The 16,731-nt window shown below is 64.9% G+C and carries 14 protein-coding genes and 2 tRNA genes; 3 read left to right on the plus strand and 13 right to left on the minus strand.

Going from position 1 to position 16,731, the window contains the following annotated elements:
• Positions 1 to 2: 2 nt before the first annotated feature.
• The 13 genes from EKH81_RS05250 to EKH81_RS05310 form a co-directional block, all read right to left on the minus strand.
• Positions 3 to 1,217: an FtsZ/tubulin family protein gene (locus EKH81_RS05250; RefSeq protein WP_132056891.1), complete on the minus strand. Its 1,215-nt coding sequence runs from the start codon at positions 1,215 to 1,217 to the stop codon at positions 3 to 5.
• Between the two features lies 1 nt (position 1,218).
• Positions 1,219 to 3,318 (minus strand): hypothetical protein, encoded by a 2,100-nt coding sequence (locus tag EKH81_RS05255; protein WP_132056893.1) that lies wholly within the window; start codon positions 3,316 to 3,318, stop codon positions 1,219 to 1,221.
• Positions 3,315 to 4,376: a hypothetical protein gene (locus EKH81_RS05260; RefSeq protein ID WP_132056895.1), complete on the minus strand. Its 1,062-nt coding sequence runs from the start codon at positions 4,374 to 4,376 to the stop codon at positions 3,315 to 3,317. Before EKH81_RS05260 ends, EKH81_RS05255 begins: the two co-directional genes overlap by 4 nt.
• On the minus strand, positions 4,376 to 4,639 hold the full coding sequence (locus EKH81_RS05265) for a hypothetical protein (RefSeq protein ID WP_132056897.1): 264 nt from the start codon (positions 4,637 to 4,639) through the stop codon (positions 4,376 to 4,378). Before EKH81_RS05265 ends, EKH81_RS05260 begins: the two co-directional genes overlap by 1 nt.
• Positions 4,636 to 5,832, minus strand: a complete 1,197-nt coding sequence (locus EKH81_RS05270) for an FtsZ/tubulin family protein (RefSeq protein ID WP_132056899.1) — start codon at positions 5,830 to 5,832, stop codon at positions 4,636 to 4,638. Before EKH81_RS05270 ends, EKH81_RS05265 begins: the two co-directional genes overlap by 4 nt.
• A gap of 90 nt (positions 5,833 to 5,922) precedes the next feature.
• Positions 5,923 to 6,348, minus strand: a complete 426-nt coding sequence (locus tag EKH81_RS05275; protein ID WP_162224499.1) for a hypothetical protein — start codon at positions 6,346 to 6,348, stop codon at positions 5,923 to 5,925.
• 27 nt (positions 6,349 to 6,375) lie between these two features.
• Positions 6,376 to 7,452 (minus strand): hypothetical protein, encoded by a 1,077-nt coding sequence (locus EKH81_RS05280; protein ID WP_162224500.1) that lies wholly within the window; start codon positions 7,450 to 7,452, stop codon positions 6,376 to 6,378.
• A 2-nt stretch (positions 7,453 to 7,454) separates the two neighbouring features.
• The gene (locus EKH81_RS05285) at positions 7,455 to 9,071 is read right to left on the minus strand and encodes an FtsZ/tubulin family protein (RefSeq protein WP_132056903.1); all 1,617 of its coding nucleotides are present in this window, start codon (positions 9,069 to 9,071) and stop codon (positions 7,455 to 7,457) included.
• 64 nt (positions 9,072 to 9,135) lie between these two features.
• Positions 9,136 to 11,040 (minus strand): hypothetical protein, encoded by a 1,905-nt coding sequence (locus EKH81_RS05290; protein WP_132056905.1) that lies wholly within the window; start codon positions 11,038 to 11,040, stop codon positions 9,136 to 9,138.
• A 127-nt stretch (positions 11,041 to 11,167) separates the two neighbouring features.
• The gene (locus EKH81_RS05295; protein WP_132056907.1) at positions 11,168 to 11,671 is read right to left on the minus strand and encodes an HPP family protein; all 504 of its coding nucleotides are present in this window, start codon (positions 11,669 to 11,671) and stop codon (positions 11,168 to 11,170) included.
• 116 nt (positions 11,672 to 11,787) lie between these two features.
• A tRNA-Asp gene (locus tag EKH81_RS05300) sits at positions 11,788 to 11,860 on the minus strand.
• Positions 11,861 to 11,959: 99 nt separating this feature from the next.
• Positions 11,960 to 12,385 (minus strand): group I intron-associated PD-(D/E)XK endonuclease, encoded by a 426-nt coding sequence (locus tag EKH81_RS05305; protein ID WP_132056909.1) that lies wholly within the window; start codon positions 12,383 to 12,385, stop codon positions 11,960 to 11,962.
• Positions 12,386 to 12,712: 327 nt separating this feature from the next.
• Positions 12,713 to 12,785, minus strand: a tRNA-Asp gene (locus EKH81_RS05310).
• A 325-nt stretch (positions 12,786 to 13,110) separates the two neighbouring features.
• Between EKH81_RS05310 and EKH81_RS05315 the strand changes: the two genes are divergently transcribed.
• Genes EKH81_RS05315 through rpoB form a run of 3 tightly spaced genes read left to right on the plus strand, consistent with a single transcriptional unit; the run spans position 13,111 to position 16,731 of the window.
• Positions 13,111 to 13,338, plus strand: a complete 228-nt coding sequence (locus tag EKH81_RS05315; protein WP_132056911.1) for a DNA-directed RNA polymerase subunit H — start codon at positions 13,111 to 13,113, stop codon at positions 13,336 to 13,338.
• Entirely contained in the window at positions 13,338 to 14,903 is a 1,566-nt protein-coding gene (locus EKH81_RS05320) for a DNA-directed RNA polymerase subunit B'' (RefSeq protein WP_132056913.1), read from the plus strand. Before EKH81_RS05315 ends, EKH81_RS05320 begins: the two co-directional genes overlap by 1 nt.
• Position 14,904: 1 nt before the next feature.
• Positions 14,905 to 16,731, plus strand: a complete 1,827-nt coding sequence (gene rpoB, locus EKH81_RS05325) for a DNA-directed RNA polymerase subunit B (protein WP_132056915.1) — start codon at positions 14,905 to 14,907, stop codon at positions 16,729 to 16,731.

A 16,731-nucleotide genomic window follows, 5' to 3' on the forward strand; every position in this document is an offset into this window, starting at 1 on the left:
GGCTACCCCTCGTTGATTTCGATGTACTCGGTCAGATTCTCCTCGATGCGTCCGAGTTCGGTGGCCGAAAGCTGGCCGTTGCCGAGCGAGCGACCCGACTGGAGGCTCTCTTTGTACTCCTCGTACTCCTCCCACGAGTGGTCGAGCAGGGGGTCCAAATCGAACCCGCCGAGCAACAGGAGCACGTCGACGTCGGTACCTCGCTCTTGTTTCGGGGTCAGACTCGTCATGCCCGACGCGCCGAGCAGGCCGTGCTTGCGCTTCCAGTCGTTGAACGCGTTCTGCACGTCCGGTTCGGTGATGTCGCCGTTCTGTATCATCGACTCGGGCGCGCGAACGACCGCGTACGTGACCCGGGAGGTGCCCACGTCCATCGGGACGAACGCGTTCTCGGCGGCCTTGTCGAACATGTACTCCATCTCGAACAGGTCGCCGTTGAGGTCGGTCGCGACCGCGGGCGTGAAGTGGTACGCGCCGATTTGCGAGGGAACCGTCACGTAGTCTTGCACGTCGATGACCCCGCGCGTCTCGCGGCCCGCACCTATCATCAGGTCGATGGCCGAGATTATCTGGTCGTTGACCTCGCTGTAGTCGGTGCCCGTGGTCTCGTCGTCGCTCAGGTGAGAGTTCGCCGCCAGCAACACCATGTCGGCGTTCTGGCTCCCGTCCGACGACCGGAGGAGTCGCGAGAGACCGCACACCGCGTTGAACTGGCGCTGGGGTGCCTCGTAGTAGTACGGCCACACCGCGAGCGCGGTGTGGATGGTGCTGTCCATCCACCCCTCGTGGGCGTCGGAGTCGAGACCGCTCTTGAACTGGTCGATGATGTACGGTATCGACCCGTTTCCGGTCCCGCCGCCGAGAGTCGCCGTGTGGAGGAACGCGTCGGTCGCGGTCCCGACTTGGCTCATGCTCCCCACGATTCGGTCCAGGTCCTCGCGGGCGGCCTCCTGACCCATCACGAAAAAGTTCCCCGCGCCCTGCTGGGAGCCGAATTCGAGCGCGTGGTTGGCCCACGGGTCCTCGCCGTCGTCGAGATGGGTCTCCATCCGACTGATGGTGTTTCTGATGTCCGCGCGATTCGTGTTCATTACGAGGATGCGGTCGTCGATACCGGGGTTGTCCGACCGGGTGAAAAACTGCGAAGCGATTCGCCCGCCACCCTCGCCGGACGCGATGACCGTCCACCGCGTGTATGTATCTGCCTTCTGTGACATGTTACTCATCCTTCCTGATACCGCTCGGCGTCAGTTCGACCGACTCGGCCTTTGCGCCGTCCGCGACCGTCTCCCGAATCACGTCGTCGGGAAGCGGTGCCGAGAGGAATCGGTCGCGCAGGTCGTCGAACGACATCGACTCGCCCGCGTCGAGGTTGTGCTCGACGACCATCTCCACCTCCTGATTCGACTGGACGCGGTCGTACGCGACCACGCCCTCGTCGGTCATGGTGACCGACAGGTCCTCCTGCTCGGCCCACAGCGCGAGCAGACACGGCACGTAGTCGTCCGTGATGGGGTAGGACATCGACGTCGAGAGGTAGCCTTCGTCGTCGTACTGTTCGTTCAAATCGTCGGTGAGTTCGGGCAGGTACTCGCGGATGTCGCTCTCGACGCCCGCACACACCTGCTCGCGCAGGCCGACTTCCTCCATCGTGAGTTCGACTTCCGCGTCGTCCTCGACGGTCACGCTCTCCTCGGGAGTCCGGTAATCGTCGGGACCCGGCACCGCCCGAACCGTGTACTCGCCGTACGGCACGTCTTCGAAGGTGACCTCCTCGGCGAGATGGGTCTCGCGGCGCTCGCTGTCGGCGTGGCCGGTGCCGTCGATTTCGACGGTCACGCCGCGCTTGGGACCGCCCTGGTCGAACTGCGCGAACACCGTCACGTCGTACATCTCGCCGTCGCCCGCTGACGACAGCGTCGGCCCGGCGGGGTCGTAGGTCACGTCCGGGTTGTTGCGGGCGTAGAGGTCCATGAACCGCCCGACCTGTTTGACCGGGAGGTCGTCACCCGAAACCTCGGCGTCGGTCCGGAGTTCCTCGTCGATGACCGCCTCGATGTCTGCGTACGACTCGGCGACGGACGCCTTCTCGCTCACCTGGTCGAGCGCGCTCGACAGGTCGCCGACCGCGCCGGTCCACGTCATTCGGAAGTCGTCGAGCGAGTCGGTCCGTCGAAGGTCGGCCACGTAATCCTGGGTCGCGGCCGACGGTCGCTGGTAGTAGTCGGCCGGAACGTCGGCGTCCGCGAGCGTCGAGAGGTCGGCTTCGAGGTCGGCGGCCATCTCCTCGACCATCGCGGTCGCGGTCTCCCGGAGGTCGTCCTGGTGTTTCCGGAGGTCGCTCACGTCGAGCGCCGAGTCGAGCGACGCCATCGCGGCGTCGATGTCTCGGACCCGCTCGACGTGGTGAGCGTCCACGTAGTCATCGACCACCGACGACTCGACGGTTTCGAGCAGATTCTCGACCGATTCGCGGTCGGCCTCGAACCGCCCCGAGAGTTCGCCTTCGAGCGCGGCCTGCGCGTCGAGCACCGAATCGACCGCGCCCGCGTGGTCGTCGGCCGACGCGCGGGAGTCTGCGTCCGCGAGCAGGTCGCGGACGCGGTTCTCGTCCACCGGGCCGTCCACGTCCGCGAGCAGGCGCTCGACTTCCTCGCTCGCGCGCTCGACAGTCCGGGTGGCCTGTTCGCGGTGGGACGCCAGCACGTCTTCGAATGCGCCGATGTCGTCGGCGTCGTCGGCGGCCTGCTGACCCTCCCACGTGCCGACCGTCGCGAGGTCGGCACCCTCCAGTCTGAGGAGCGTCTCGTCGAGTCTCTGAAGCTCGTCCCGGACGAACAACTCGAACGACGACGCGAGCGTCTCGCCGAGGTCGTCGATGTCCGAGCGAATCTGTTCCAGTCCCTGAATGTCGGCCGAACTGAACCGCTTCATCGAGTACGACCCCGACTCGGCGTCGAAGCTGACGCCGTGTTCTTCGAGGTCGTTCGCGACGTGTTCGACCGACGACTCCACGCCCGAAGCGTCCCACGCCGGGTACCGACCGCGAAGGTCGTCGAACTCCGCGTGGAAGTCCCGGAGCGCGGTCGCGGTGTCGGTCGCCTGCTGTTTGGCGTAGTCCGACTGGGACGTTCCCGGCTTGGAGACGACGCCGCGCACGTAGACGCCGACGCCGACCACGAGCAGGGCCGGAATCCCGATTGCGATGAAGCCGACGCCGAGTCGGGAGCTCGTAAACAGGAACAGGCCGATTCCGACCACTGCCGCCACGAGGACGATACCGCCGATACCGAGTGCCGCTTTGAGTTCGCGTTTCATAGTAACCCTCCGAGTGCCGTGAGTCCGCCGAGCGCGAATAGCGCCGCCGCCGTGACGAGGAGCGCGACGAGCGCGAGGCCGCCCGCTCGCGCGAGCACGCGCGGCCCGTAGGTCACGCTCGAGTTGACTTGCCGGTCGTATCTGATGTCTTCGAGTTTGCTCGCGGTCAGCTTCCACCCCGGAATCCCGCCGACCACGAGACCGACGACCGCCGCGCCGACCAGATTGAGGAGAACGGTCGACCGCGCGTCGCTTTCGGCCGCTTCGAGTCGCGTCAGGTAGTTCTGTTTCGCCGCACGCGCGTCGGCGTCCGCGGCCCGCTTGCGGTCGTTCGTGGCCTCCAACGCCAGTATCGCGTTCGAACCGCCGCTCGAGTTCCACGCAGTTTCGTACAGGTGGTTTTCGAGTTCGTTCGTGTGATTCGCGACCGACTGGCTGCTCTCGTTGAGCGGGTCCAACAGCTCCTCGGTCGAGTTCTCCGGGTCGTCGGAAGCCGCCGAAACATCCGTGTCGTTCAGTCGCTCGGTCGCGTTGGAGTAGTCTGCCAGCGCGTCGAGGTACTCGGTTTCGCTCTCGGCGTACGCCGACGCGGCGTCCGCACTTCCGAAGGCTATCGAACTGTCCGCGAGTTCGGACTCGACCGTCGGCGGCTGCTGGACGCGAATCGAGACGCCGTCGAGGTCGTCTTTGTCCTCCACGAGGCTCGGCACGTCGGTCTCGGACTCGTCGCCGGTCACACGAACCGTCACGTCTGACTGGCTCCGGTCGAGTGTTTCGAGTCCGGGCGAATCGGCGAGCGACCACTCCGACCCTTGGGTGTTCGCGAGTTCGCCGTTCTTGCAGAGCGCGACCTTCAGCGTGGTTCCGGCGTACAGCGTCGTGGTGTCGTTCAGCACCTGCCCGTCACTCGGGGTGTCAGCCCCCGGGAGGACGCCGATTAGCACCTCGCCCCCGCCGGCCTCCGAACAGGCCGTTTCCACGTCCGGGTAGTCGGCCGCGACCGCAGGCTGTGCGACGAGCAACACCGCGAGAAACGCCACGAAAATTCGCCGCCTCACTACGCGTCACCTCGCTTCAGGTACGCGCCAGCCCCACCAGCCACCAGTCCGACCGCGAGGCCGACCCCGAGTCCCGCGACCCGCGGCGTCCAGATGTCGTTCGCGAGCGTGACAGCGGCGTACGTCGCGTCCGCCTGCTGGTGTATCTGTGCGGACAGCGCCGAAGTGGTCGTCCCGCCGTCGGCTCCGGTCACGGCCGACTGGAGAGCGACCGCGAGCGCGAAGACGACCGCGAGACCCACGACAGAGCGTTCGCGTCTCATATCGGATTCTGTGCCTCGTACTGGTCGGCTTGGTCTTCTATCTCCGCGATTCGGTCGATTTGGTCGCGCTCGTACGTGAACAGCGACGTGAACGACGCGAGGTTCCGGCGGGTCAGCGCCACGCCGAGGTTGACCTCCGAGCACTGCGATTCGAGGAACCGCCGGATGGTCGAGGTCTCGATGCGCTTGCCCTCGTTCGAGATGTGTTCGACGGGTGCTCGGATGAGACCAATTGCCTTCTGGGCCTCGCTCGGCGAGACGCCCGAGAGCGTCTGCTTGCTCGCCGCGAGTCGCGAGAGCGCGCTGCTATCGACCTCGCGGTCGCCGACGAACGGGACGAGATAGCCGACCAGCGACTTGGTCATCGTGACCGACCGCCCGATGGTCGCGTACCCCGGCCGGGAGTTCGTGCCCCGGGTGTCGAACGACAGCGACGTCACCACGTCCTGGAGGTCCACGACCGGCGGGTCCACCTCGTCGTACTCGCTCGGGTCGATTCGTTCGAGCGTCGAACCCGAGATGAGGTCCACGAGACCAGACGCCACGTACTCGTTGTACTCCGAAAATCGGCCCTCGGCGGCGTTCTCGTAGGCGAGTCGCTGATTGTCCACGAGGACGATGCCATCGACCGACTCCTCCAGTCGGTCGAGACCGTAGATGGTGTTCCACGCCTGTCGGCCCGCGCTTATCTGCTCGTCGTCGTCCTCGGCGACCGGTCCGTCCGTGTTCGGAAGCACGCCGACTCCGATGATTTGTGCCACGCCGTCGGTGTACTCCTTGATGGCGTCGGCGACGTGGGGCGCGATACCGCACCCGGTTCCGCCGCCGAGTCCGAGACAGACGAACGCGAACGGGATGTCGCCCGGCGTTCCGTCGGGCTCGTCGAAGTGAGCCGCCAGCGTCTCTACGAGTTCCCCGCGGTGGTCCTCCATCACGGAGTCGGCCTCCACCGGATTCCGACCGAACCCACCTGTGACCTGTTCCTCGAACCCCGGCGTGCCCCGTTCGACCAATCCGTGTCGCTCGGCGATGCCGTACTGACTCTCCTCGTCGATATTTGATAAATTTCTGAGGTCTCGAATGGTCGAATTGAACACGAGGGGAGATGCAGGTGTAGAGACGCGTCGGTGCCCGAACACGTCGTCTACGATTGCGCTCCCTGCTTGCCCTGTGCCAGCAAATACGTATACCATGTCGGTACGTCGGTACTTTATCTACAAAGCTCGTACATATATCTGGCGAAAATCAAAACTTAGATATATGATGTATATCTTACGGGTGGGCTATCCACGGAGCCGTCTCAGCATGACGCTGTATTCGTTTCGCTCGTAGAGCTGTGTCACGTGGTCGAGGGTTTCGTCCGCGGCCGCACAGAGTCCGGCGGCGCGCGCGTCGTCGCCGGTCGCGGCCGCGCGCTCGGCCTCGTCCGCGAGCGCGTCCACCAGCGAGAGGAAGTGGAGCGGGATGCTGTGGTTGTGGTCGCGGCGACCCTCGACGTACCTGTCTTCGAGGTCCTCGCGGCGCTCGGCGACTCGCGCGAGCGGCACGTCCGCGCTCTCGCTCGAACCTCCGCTGGCCGCGCCCGTCCCGCCGAGTTCCGAGAGCAACGTCCGGTCGTAAAATCGGAGTTCGTTCCGAATCGCGTAGGGGATGACCCGATTCGACTCGTCGGCGCGGTCGAGCATCCCTCGAAGGTCGCCGACGCGCACGGCGAGCGCGTCGGCGACCGGCCCCGATTAGTCGTCGAGTCGGTCCGCCACGGCGTCGGCGAGGCTTCGAACCGAATCGCGGTCGAGGTCCGAGACGATGCTGTGGGTCGTGGTCGCGGCGTCCAACTGCTCGGCCGCGGTGTCGAGCGCGGCCTCCACGTCGCCCAGTTTCGGCGACGCGAGTCGGTCGAGGAGACGCTTCGCAATCGCGCTCTCGGGGTTTCGAGACCGCCGAACCTCGGCCGCGGCCGCGGGGACGCGGCCGCTCCCGCCCGCACCGAATCCGAGTTCGTCGCGGTTCACCGCGTCGGCGACGACGCCCAACCGCTCGGCGACCGGCCGACCGCTGTTCGGGCCGACGTCGAGGTCTGTCGCTTCGGTCGCGCTCTCGGTCAGCGTGTCGGTGGCGTCGGCGATTCGTTCGTACTCAGTCTCGCGGTTCTCGGCGGTCGCGTGGCTCTCCTCGGCCTTCGCGGCCAGCCGCCGGACCCCCGCCGTGACCGCGTTGTCGGGGTGGTCGAGCCGATTTCGGACCCGTCGGGCCTCGCTCGGCGCGAACTCGTCGCCCTCGGACACGTCGCCCAGTGCGCGTTCGAGTTCGCGTTGCGTGTCGAGCGCGCCGACCGCGCGTTCGAGCAGGTCGGTCAGTTCGCCGCGGTCCGCACGGGCCGGTGCCGCGGTCGCGTCGAGCAACCGACGGGCCGCGGGAGAAGACGGCGACGCGTCACTTTTGACGGCGGCGGCCGCGCTCGCAACCGTCCCACCGGTCTCACCCTCCGACCCCGCCGTTGCCGCCGGGCCGACCGAGAGCCGGTCGCGCTCGACCGCCCGCGACAGCGCCTCGGCCTTCTCGACGCTCGACGCGTCGGCGGCCGGGGGGTTCGAAACGTGGCGGTCGAGGTCGGCGTCGGCTATCAGCGTGTCTATCGCTCTGTCGAGCGCGTCGAGCTTTCGCTCGACCGCGTCGGGGTCCTCTCGGGCGTCGAGTCGCCGTGCGATTCGACTCAGACCGCCGTCGTCGTTCGAGTCGCGCCCGAACAGACCGAGGACGCCGACGCCGACCAGCGATGCCGCGGCCGCACCGAGTGGGACGAGCACCTCCATGATTAGGCCATGTTCTCCCGACCGAGACACGAGAACAGCGGGTCCACGAGGTGCCAGATGTCCCGGAGGCTCTCGGCCTGTCTGCTGTTGCCCTCCTCTTTGAGTTTCTTTGCGTGTTCGTACATCGCTTCGAGCGACGGCATCCGGGGGTTCCAGAGCGTGCCCCAGAGGTAGACGTCGTCGAGGTACGGGATGACCATCTGGCTGATGTGGATGTCGATGGACTCCGCACCGCTCACGTCTCCCACGTCGAGCATCTCCTCGCCGCCGATTATCTCACGGAGCGTGTTGTCGTTGACGTACGGCGAGATGCTCTCCATCTTCTCCTCGGGACCGTAGATGAGGAAGGTGCCGCCCCACGCGGTCGTGGGGTCGAAGTCCGAGAGCTTGTTGTGGAACAGCGCGTTCCGCACCAGAATTTCGAGGCCCGACTTGTCGAGCGAGGCGTCCCGCGACCGGCCCAACACGGGCGCGAGGATGACCGCGGGGGTGTACTCGCGGTCGAGGTCGAGCGGGTACTTGTCCTCGACGGGCCGGAAGCTGTCGGACACGTCGAACACCTCGCCCTGAATCGACATGGTCGCGTCTTGGTCGATAATCTGGGGCGTCGAGGACATGGTGAACGCCTCCAGGAACGCGACCAGCGGCTTGTTGAGTTCGGTGTACTGGGGTGGATTGTACCGCTCGATGCCGTCGATGCGTGGCTTTACGTCGCCCTGCACGTCCTGCAGTCGCTCGTTGTTGAACGGGATGATGGCGTCGGCGGTCTGGGACATCCGGGCGAGTCCGACCGCGCCGTTGGTCCGCGCCCGGCCGCCGAACTTGTCCTCCGCGGAGGGGATGACGACCGAACTCAGAATCGCCTTGTCGATGACGTAGTCGTCGGACAGCACCTCCTCGCGGACGTGTTCGGCGAGCGCGGGCGTCGAACCGCACCCGGTGCCCTTCGTGACGCTGTGGACGAACATGATTGCCTGGGCGTCCCGGATGTGCTGGGGGTCCATGTCCCACCGTTCGCGGAACGGATTGCCGTCCTCGAAGTCCGCCCGGACCACCTTCTCGCCGTTGTCCCACCGCCGCCCCATCCCGGAGTAGTCGTGCTTGCCGAACCCGATGATGGCGTTCGGAAGCAGGTCGTTTCTGCTGTACTCCTTGAGTTCCTGGGCGTAGTAGGTCTGCTCCAACTCGGCGATGTTGGTGTTGAGCATGCCGTAGCCCGCGAGACCGCCCCGCCACACCAGCGACCGGTCCTCGTTGTTGCGCTCCAGCGTCGATTTCCGGAGCAAGATGGCGTCCATGATGTTGTTACCCGCGCCGCCGACGCCTATCATGTACCACTTCTTTCCGTAGGTGTCGTCGAGCAGGTCGTCGCTCACCGAGCTATCGAAGCCTCCGTCGTCGAGGGGTCCGAGTTCCGACCCGGACTCCGCCTCGGAGTCTGCGTCGGTCTCGTCGTCGGTTTCGACCGGTGCGCCGTTCTCGAACAGGCGTTCGTACCGGTCGCTGTACACCGCGCGAATCGAAGTCTCGTCGGTCGCGTGGGATTCGAGCAGGTGGTCGTCGAGGCTGTTCTCCGGCCATTCGGCCTTCGTCTGGTAGCAGATTCTGCACTTTGTCATTGTTGTGTATTCTGTGTCGAGCGGTCGGTGCTCCCGTCCCGTTCTACTGCATCCGCGCTTCGCGCTATCCGTACTGCTCCCGGTATCGCTCGTGAAGCGCGTCCGCCGCGGCCTCGACGGACGTCCCTTCCTTGGGAACGAGTTCGATGAATCCGGGCGGCGCGTTCTCCTGCACGTCGAGCGTTTCGAGCACGTCGGTCTGGCGCTGCCCGAACCGGCGTATCTGTGTCAGCACTGCGGGCGTGGCGACGCTCTCGGGCAGTTCGCCGGTCTGGATTTCGGCGTGGTCGCCGTCGGTCGCCCGCCCGGCGGTTTTCAGCTCGCGGAACACGAACAGCACCGAGTCGATTACCTCCTCGGGTCGGGCCCGCTCGACCTGCCCGTCGGACTCGGTTCGGACGTCGGCTTCGCCCCGTTCGTGAGCGGCGACTTCTCCGCCGACTCCGGATTCGGAACCGCCCTCGGATTCGTCACCGGGTTCCGTCTCGCCCGCCCGCTCCCGGTACGTGAGTTCGAGCGCGCCGTCGGCGACCCGAAACTCGACGCCGTACTCGCGCTCGAACGCCGGGCGAAGCCGCTCGATAGCCGTCGGGTCCACGCTCGCGGGAAGCGAGACGCGCTCGCCGCGGTGGTCGATGGTGCCGACGACGCTCCAGAGGAACTCCACGAGCGTCACGGCCTCGCTCGCGTCTTCGGCGGCCTCCTCGGCCGCACGCTCGGCCTCGTCGAACCGACAGTCGTGAAGCGCGTCCCGTCCCGAATCCAGTCGCTCGCGGACTCCCCGCACGCTCGGGAGGTCGCCGTCGCGGCCCTCGACCACTAACTCCGAGAGTCGGTCGGCGACACGGCCCTCGAATCGGTCGCACTTGGTCTCGACCGTCTCGATATCGGACCCGGCCGCGTCGGCACGCTCGGCGAACGAGGATTCGTACTGGCCGACGTAAGCCTCGATGCGCCCGACGTGGTCGTCCACCTCGCCGACCGCCTGCGCGACGGTTTCGAGGTCGGCACCCTCGTCGAGACGCGAGAGAAACGCTTCGTCGATTCGGCCGACGTGGACCGCCGTGTCGAACGCTTGAATCTCTACGTCTCGGAACCGACTCGGGAGGTTCACGAGTTCGTACGACCGGTCGTACCGCGACCAGCACTGGACCGTACCGTAGGTGGTTCTGACGCCGGACGCGACCCGCTCGCGGAGGTCGTCCTCGATGCGACCGACTTCCGTCTCGGGGTCGAGACTCTCGACGCGACTCGCGAGCGACGACGCCTCGGCCCGGAGTTGGTCGGCCGACCCGCGGCCGGCGGCCGCCACGTCGGATTCGAGACCGTCGCACCGCTCTCGGAACTCTCGCCGACGTTCTCGGGCACGCTCGACCCCGTTCGGCGCGATATCGGCGAGCGCGTCGAGGTCACCGATTCGTCGGCGATACGCCTCCTCGAACGCCTCTCGCTTCCGGTCGAGGTCCGACGCGACCGCGGCGAGTTCGGCCGACTTCTCCTCGACTACCTTCTCGTCCCAGTCGTGACCGAGCGCCGACCCGACCGCCGCGCCCGACGCGACGACCGGAACTGCGAAGAACCCGAGGACCTGCACGAGCGGTACGTCAGACCCGAACATCGGGAAGTAAACGCCGAAGAACAGCGCGAAGAACAGCACAGAGACGAGTCCCGCGGCCGCGAACGTCACGTCGCGGTTGTGCCGCCCGAACTGCGCTACGCCCTGTGCGGCCCACGCGCCCGCGATGAGTACGAACAGTCCGGACACCAGCCCCGGACTCTGCCACATGAGAATCGCGGCGGCGTCGAACACCGCGACCGAGCGAATCGCGTCCTGCACGCCGCTAAGACCCGCCGAGCCCAGTGTCGTCTCAGCGACCGCCAACGTCGTCTGGACGAACGTCGCCAGTATTGGTACCCCTGCGAGCCCCCATGCCGCGAGGGGTAACTGCGTGTCACGACCTGTAGCCATCACCTACATCTCTCTCAGTGGGGTTTCAAAACGTTTGCCCTTGGTGGTATGTCCGGATTCGAGAGAGTATCGGCCGTCGTTCACTTCACGCCCGACCGGAGCAGACCGCGACCGCGGTCTGCTCCGGTCACGATTCCAGATACCGCTTCATTCGGTCGAATCCCGCGACGAACGCCCGGTGGACCTCGACCAGAATCACGACGCTCACCACGATGGTCGCGGCCTGTCGCGGCGTCGATAATAATCCGAGCGAGACGATGAGCGTCGTCGCACACGCCGGGGCGTGATTCGTGTCGGTCGCTATCATTCCCCAACTCGTAACCGCGATGGAGACGACGCCGCTCGCGGCGAGTCGAAGGCCGTCGGACGACAGGCCAGCGGGCGTGCTCGTGAGCGACACGCCATCGGCGATAAGCGTGTACGCGAGCAGCCCCGCTACCGCGCCGATGAAGTGACTCCCGACGATTCGATACGTCGAGGTGCGCTCGCCCCGCCGGTCGAACGCGAGGATGAACGCCGACGGCCCGAGGCTCGGGAAGATGAACGGCTGGCCGGTCAGCCACGCGACGAGACCGAGAACCGTGAACAGCACGCTCGCGTAGAGGCTCGTGCCGATGCGGCGTCTGTTCATGTCCACGCGTCTGTGGAACGCGGTTATAACGGTGGTCGATTTCGGTTTCGCAGTCGCTGTCGCCAGCGTTTGCTCGTCGCGATGCTCCTCGCTCACGAGTTGGCGTCAGCAGAAAGCGCCCGAGGCGGGATTTGAACCCGCGTCACAACCGTGACAGGGTTGTATGATGGGCCACTACACCACCCGGGCTTTCGTAGTGCACTCGTTCATTTCGGCGGCCCGTATTAAGGCGTGCCGATTTGCTCCGCTATTGGGGTGTGATACCTCGACACACTTTCCGGCCTCAGGTTATGGAATTCGCCCTCGAAATTCGTATTCCTCAGCCCAATTGATAGACGGGTGGTCAATCTCGCCCTCGAAGCGAAGTTCCATCTTCTGTCCGGTCGCTTCCTCGATGTCGACCCAGTAAATGCGCTCGTTTTTCGGGTACCGGACGATGAACGCGTCGATATCCCCATCGTACGTATTTTCGTGATACTTCCCATCTCTCGTGGTCTGAGAGTGTGTGTTGAAACGCATCGTGTCTGGTTTGTTTGTCCAGGCGGTTTTACATTGGATGCGTTGTAGACCCTCTCCGCAGTCTACGACGAGATCATATTTGTCGTTATCTCCGAACGGTACCGAAACGCTGTATCCGTTCGAAATCAGCTCGTGGATGACCTTCGCCTCCGTCTCGTCGCCTTTGTCCTTCGTATTTACTGCACCTTTGACCATGCTTCAGTTTTCATTCTCTTCAAACATAAGTTTAGGCTATTTTGACTACAAGGTGATGTCGAGTCGTTTCTCTCCGCTTCGTGGAGACCCTCGATGACGGACTCTCTAAGTGGTGACAGAATAACGTCTCGCTGGCGAATTGGAATCAGGAAAGCGCCCGAGGCGGGATTTGAACCGGACGAAGACGGTCCGGGCATGCGGCCTCACTTTGTTCGGCCGTTCCGGGCGTGCGACTTCTAGGGTTCAAATCCCTTCGAAGTTGCTTCGCTGACGCCAGCGTTCGCTTGTCGCGGTGCTCCTCGCTCACGAGTTGGCGTCAACAGAAAGCGCCCGAGGCGGGATTTGAACCCGCGTCACAACCGTGACAGGGTTGTATGATGGGCCACTACACCACCCGGGCTTTCGAACGCATCTTCTGCTTGTGCCCTATCGAACTTAAGACTTCCCAAACGGAGTCGGCGTGGCGTGCAGTCACGTGGATTCGAGTCGCATCGAGCGAGGGCCCGCCCGAGCGGACGTGTCCCGCCGCCCCAAACGATTTATACTTCCGTCGAGTGAACGTGACTAACGGACACCTCGTCGCGGTCGGGATTCCCCGACACGGCGGGGTCGAATAGCTCGTGGTGCGCTCGACTTAGCAAGTCTTAAATCACCCTCGCGTGTAATACCCTGTAGTATCTCGTGACAGCCATTTCTCCATTCGCCCAGAGAACCCACCGCCACACATGGTAGACGTAAGCCAACACAACCTAGTCCCGGACCACAGCGTCGTCGATGACGAGGAGTTAGACGGCCTGTTGGAGGAGTACAACATCCAATCAACCGACTTACCCAAAATAAAACGCACCGACCCGGCGCTCCCCGACGACGCCGAGGTCGGCGACGTAATCAAAATCGTGCGCGACTCCCGAACGACAGACATCGCGACCGTATACCGACTCGTCGTAGAATAATGAATAGGGAAAACCGACGCACAATCTCGAAGGAGTACTTTTCGAAGGAACGACTCGCAGAACACCACTACCGCTCGTTCAACGCGTTCCTCCTCCGGGGGATGCAACAGGTCGTCGACGAGAAGGAGACAATCGAGACCGACATCGGCGACAAGGAGGACGAAGAGCCGGTCCACGTCGAACTCAGCGACGTTCGTGTGGTGACTCCGCGCGTGCGCGAAGCCGACGGGAGCGAGGAGTTGCTCTACCCTCAGGAGGCCCGCCTGCGGAACATCACCTACTCCGCGCCCGTGTTCATGGAGATGTCCATCGTGAAGGGCGAGGGCGAGGACGAGCGAGTGGTCGATTCGACCGAGACCAAGGTGGGCCGGATGCCCATCATGGTCGGCTCCGAGAAGTGTAACATCGCGGGCTTCTCGGACGACGAACTCGTGGACATCGGCGAGGACCCCGCCGACCCCGGCGGCTACTTCATCGTCAACGGCTCCGAGCGCGTGCTGATGACGAGCGAGGACCTCGCGCCGAACAAGATTCTCGCGGAGTACGACACCAAGTACGGCGACGAGATTCAGGTCGCCAAGACGTTCAGCCAGCGCCGGGGCTATCGCGCCCTCGTGCTGGTCGAGCGCACCCGCGACGGCCTGCTCGAAGTGTCGTTCCCCTCGGTTTCGGGGAGCGTCAACTTCGTCACGCTCGTCCGGGCGCTCGGACTCGAATCCGACGAGGAAATCGTCCACCGCGTCTCGGACGACCCCGAAATCGTGAAGTTCATGCTCGAAAATCTGGAGGCCGCCGAGGTCCAGACCGAGGAGGAGGCAATCGAGTCGCTCGGCAAGCGAGTCGCCTCCGGGCAGGGCAAGAACTACCAGCTCAAGCGCGCGAACTACGTCATCGACCGCTACCTCCTGCCGCACCTCCACGAGGAGGGCGTCGAGGAGGAGGACGTGCGCATCAACAAGGCGTACTACCTCTGCCGGATGGCCGAGGCGTGCTTCGAGTTGGCGCTTCAGCGCCGCGAACCCGACGACAAGGACCACTACGCGAACAAGCGGCTGAAGGTGTCGGGCGACCTGATGAAGGACCTGTTCCGGACGGCGCTCAACAAGCTGGCACGCGACGTGAAGTACCAGCTCGAACGCGCGAACATGCGCAACCGTCAGCTCTCGGTCAACACCGTGGTCCGGTCGGACGTGCTGACCGAGCGGCTCGAACACCCGATTGCGACCGGGAACTGGGTCGGCGGCCGGTCGGGCGTCTCTCAGCTCGTGGACCGGACCGACTTCATGGGGGTTCTGTCACACCTCCGGCGGCTCCGGTCGCCGCTGAGTCGGTCTCAGCCCCACTTCGAGGCGCGGGACCTCCACGCGACCCAGTGGGGTCGCATCTGTCCCTCCGAGACGCCGGAGGGGCCGAACTGTGGGCTGGTGAAGAACTTCGCCCAAGCGATGGAACTGTCGCAGAACGTCGAGGACGAACAGGGACTCAAACGAGAACTGGCGTCGATGGGTGTCGAAGGCATCCCCGGAATCGAGGGCGTCGAACCAACCGCAAGCGCGGACGACTAACATGAGTCAGGGACGAGAAGCCAAAGTGTACGTCAACGGTAGTTTGGTCGGGACGCATCCCGACCCCGAACAGCTCGCAGAACAAGTGCGCCACGCTCGCCGACGCGGCGACGTGTCCGACATGGTCAACGTGTCCATCAAGGAGCGCACCCGCGAAGTCATCATCAACGCCGACGCGGGCCGCGCGCGCCGCCCGCTCCTCGTCATCGAGAACGGCGAGGCGCTCATCACCGACGAGGAGATTAAGGCGGTCGAGAACGGCGACCTCGACTTCGAGGACCTCGTCGAGCGCGGCAAGGTCGAGTTCATCGACGCCGAGGAGGAAGAGGACATCTACGTCGCGGTGGACCGCGAGGACCTCAACGAGGACCACACCCACCTCGAAGTCGACCCGCAGCTCATCTTCGGCATCGGCGCGGGGATGATTCCGTACCCCGAGCACAACGCGTCGCCCCGGATTACGATGGGGTCGGGGATGATTAAGCAGTCGCTCGGGCTTCCCGCGGCGAACTACCGCATCCGGCCCGACACACGCCAGCACCTGCTCCACTACCCGCAGCTCTCGATGGTCAAGACCCAGACCACCGAGCAAATCGGGTACGACGACCGCCCCGCCGCCCAGAACTTCACGGTCGCCGTGATGAGCTACGAGGGGTTCAACATCGAGGACGCGCTCGTCATGAACGGCGGCTCGGTGGACCGCGCGCTGGCTCGCTCGCACTTCTTCCGGACCTACGAGGGCGAAGAACGCAGATACCCCGGCGGACAGGAGGACCGCTTCGAGATTCCGGACGACGACGTGCGCGGCGCGCGCGGTGAAGACGCGTACACCCACCTCGACGAGGACGGACTGGTCAACCCCGAGACCCGAGTGGACGAGAACAGCGTCCTGCTCGGCAAGACCAGCCCGCCCCGGTTCCTCGAAGAGCCCGACGACATGGGCGGTCTCTCGCCGCAGAAGCGCCGAGAGACCTCCGTGACGATGCGGTCGGGCGAGTCCGGCGTCGTGGACACAGTGACCCTGATGGAGGGCGAGGACGGCTCGAAGCTCTCGAAGGTGTCGGTGCGCGACGAGCGCATCCCGGAACTCGGCGACAAGTTCGCGTCCCGGCACGGACAGAAGGGCGTCGTCGGCCACATCGCGCCCCAGGAGGACATGCCGTTCACCGAGGAGGGCGTCGTGCCCGACCTCGTCATCAACCCTCACGCGCTCCCGTCCCGGATGACGGTCGGCCACGTGCTGGAGATGATTGGCGGAAAGGTCGGCGCGCTCGAAGGCCGACGCGTGGACGGAACCGCGTTCACGGGCGAAGACGAAGAGGAGCTTCGGTCGGCGCTCGAAGAGAAGGGCTTCAAGTCGTCGGGCAAGGAGATTATGTACTCCGGCGTCACCGGCGAGAAAATCGAGGCCGAAATCTTCATCGGGACCATCTTCTACCAGAAGCTCTACCACATGGTCTCGAACAAGCTCCACGCCCGCTCGCGCGGGCCGGTGCAGGTGCTCACGCGCCAGCCCACCGAGGGTCGCGCCCGCGAAGGCGGCCTGCGTGTCGGGGAGATGGAGCGCGACGTGCTCATCGGGCACGGTGCCGCTCTGACCCTCAAGGAGCGACTGCTGGACGAATCTGACCGCGAGTGGATTTACGTCTGTGCGAACTGCGGCATGAGTGCGGTCGAGAACGTCGAGCAGAACCGCGTCTACTGCCCGAACTGCGACGAGGAGACCGACATCCACGAAATCGAGATGAGCTACGCGTTCAAGCTCCTGCTCGACGAGATGAAGGCGCTCGGCATCGCCCCGCGACTCGAACTGGAGGACGCAGTCTAA

The organism is Halorussus amylolyticus (assembly GCF_004143485.2).
GTDB lineage: Archaea > Halobacteriota > Halobacteria > Halobacteriales > Haladaptataceae > Halorussus > Halorussus amylolyticus.